Source organism: Chloroflexota bacterium, from assembly GCA_026710945.1.
Lineage (GTDB): Bacteria > Chloroflexota > UBA11872 > VXOZ01 > VXOZ01 > VXOZ01.
Genome location: JAPOQA010000011.1, coordinates 1 through 1,763, shown reverse-complemented (window position 1 = coordinate 1,763; position 1,763 = coordinate 1). Strand labels below are relative to the sequence as shown.

The 1,763-nt window shown below is 60.4% G+C and carries 3 protein-coding genes; 1 reads left to right on the top strand and 2 read right to left on the bottom strand.

What is annotated here, in order from left to right:
* A partial coding sequence (locus OXE05_01485; protein MCY4435988.1) for a 2-dehydropantoate 2-reductase occupies nucleotides 1-168 on the bottom strand: 168 nt, incomplete at its 3' end.
* A gap of 10 nt (nucleotides 169-178) precedes the next feature.
* Nucleotides 179-808: a hypothetical protein gene (locus tag OXE05_01480; protein MCY4435987.1), complete on the bottom strand. Its 630-nt coding sequence runs from the start codon at nucleotides 806-808 to the stop codon at nucleotides 179-181.
* 525 nt (nucleotides 809-1,333) lie between these two features.
* Between OXE05_01480 and OXE05_01475 the strand changes: the two genes are divergently transcribed.
* The coding region (locus tag OXE05_01475; GenBank protein ID MCY4435986.1) for a sulfatase-like hydrolase/transferase at nucleotides 1,334-1,763 on the top strand (430 nt) is incomplete at its 3' end.

Below are 1,763 nucleotides of genomic sequence, written 5' to 3'. Positions count from 1 at the left end.
TTCGTAGCGCTTCTCGCCAAATACCGCACTGCGAATCACGAGGCCGCGCTCCCGCTGGGCGTCCAAGTTTGCTCCGCGTGCGATGAAGTGGACTTCCTGTCCGTTCTCTAGCAGCCGGGCACCTAAGAACGCACCCACAGCACCGGCACCGTAGATTGCGAACTTCATCGTGCGCGGTCTAGCCGAGCGCTTGGCGCACGGCATCCTCCAGCGAGTCTAGGGCATCCGTGAAAAAGTGATCGCTCGCCTCGACCCAAGTCAATTGCTTGGGATGGCCCGCCATGGCGAAGACCTGCTCCATGTTGGCCCGTGAGCCGTACTCGTCCTGCGTGCTATGCACGAAGTACTTCGGACACCCGCATGCCTTCAGGAAACTCATCTCACCGCGGTTGACTGGCGTCCCCACGGCGATGATCCGTTCCACGGTCGGGTCGCCACAGCACACGGGCAGGCTGACCCTCGACCCGAACGAGAAGCCGCCAACGGCTAGGGAGATGCCCGCATAACGTTCGTGCATATACTGCATTGCTGCCCTGAGATCATCCTGTTCGCCTCGGCCGCCGTCATAGGTGCCGGAGCTCGCTCCCACGCCGCGGAAGTTGAATCGCAGTACCGCCGCCCCCATGCTGCGCGCAGCCTTGGCCATGCGAAAGACGACCTTGTTGTGCATCGTCCCGCCGTACTGAGGGTGGGGGTGGCAGAAGATGACTGTGCGCTCAATCCGTTTGGGTGCCTCGGGTTCTTCGAGCAGCGCTTCGAGCCGGCCGGCCGGGCCGATCAAAAAGATGGATTGCAGCTTGCGTGCCATGTCTTGTGAACCACAGAGAGCTGTGGGCCTCTCACCGAGGGTCGGGCTGGGATTGTCGAATTCAGGTCCGCATGGACATGATTCGTAGTGGACCCTGTGGTCCGATCATCCATTATGGCTTTAACGGCGCTGCAGGGATTGCGGGGTTCCGTTGCCTGGATTATTCAATTCCCTGCAAAGCACTCGTCCAATAAGGCTTCGGCAGTTCTGACACACCCACGAGGAAATTGGCCACCCTCGGCACTACGTGCCAATCTGCCATTCTCGTCCTACAATGCAGGCCTGAGAGGAGCGTTTGGGTAGTCATCAAGACCTGCCGAACCTTGCGGGGGTCGGCAACGTCATGCCACACGGAACCCAATAACGGCCTCACGGCCCCTCAAACGCGGTTGGCCGTGTTTTCACGCCGCATCCGGCTCGGACCCTCTTAGCCGAAATTCGCTGAATCCCGCCACGTTCGCCGGACTTATCATAGGTTCGGACCGCGCTTCGGCTTGAACCGCGCCGGACAGTCATCGAACAATCATGCGTCAACGTCGAATCCTCCGCCAATTCCCTCCGCCACGCCTTACCGCGCTCGCTGCGGTGTGTCTCTGCCTGCTGCTGGGCGCATGCTCACCATCCGAGACGGCAGGTTTACCAGAACGGCCTAATGTGCTCTTCATCGTCGTCGACGATCTGAACGTAGCGCTGGGCACGTACGACGGCTATCCGACCGCCAAGACCCCCAATATCGACCGGCTTGCGTCTCAAGGGGTGCGCTTTGACAGGGCATACGCTCAGGATCCCATCTGCAATCCGTCCCGGACATCGTTTCTCAGCGGCCGGAGGCCAGCTACTACGAATGTCTACGGCAATTTCGTAGAGCCACGCACACACCTAGGAGACGTCGTAATGCTGCCGGAGTATTTCCGCGCACAGGGATACTTCACCGCAAGGGTGGGGAAGGTAGCCC

What these genes read in the sequence shown, in the direction of transcription:
- OXE05_01480 (MCY4435987.1), bottom strand. Translation starts at nt 808, where the DNA reads ATGGCACGCAAGCTGCAATCCATCTTTTTGATCGGCCCGGCCGGCCGG.